The following is a 242-nucleotide window of genomic DNA, read 5'->3' as shown; positions in this document are numbered from 1 at the left end:
GCGTACCCTTACGCCGGCATCCCCTGGTTCTCCACTGCGTTCGGCCGCGATGGCATCATCACCGCCATCGCGATGCTGTGGGTCGACCCCTGGATCGCCCGCGGTGTGCTGCGTTTCCTGGCGGCCCACCAGGCCACGGCAGAGAATCCGGATGCGGACGCCGAGCCGGGCAAGATCCTGCACGAGATGCGCAAGTGCGAGCTCGCGCGGCTGGGCGAGATCCCGTTCGGGCGCTACTATGG

1 pseudogene is annotated in these 242 nt (G+C 68.2%); it reads left to right on the top strand.

The window, feature by feature from the left end:
- A pseudogene (locus ACTFO6_RS19550) lies at nucleotides 1-242 on the top strand (amylo-alpha-1,6-glucosidase); the annotation flags it as partial.

This window comes from Pelomicrobium sp. G1 (assembly GCF_051905455.1).
In the GTDB taxonomy this organism is placed as follows: domain Bacteria; phylum Pseudomonadota; class Gammaproteobacteria; order Burkholderiales; family UBA6910; genus Pelomicrobium.
Note: the sequence above shows the minus strand (reverse complement) of the source record. Positions and strands in the feature narration are given on the sequence as shown.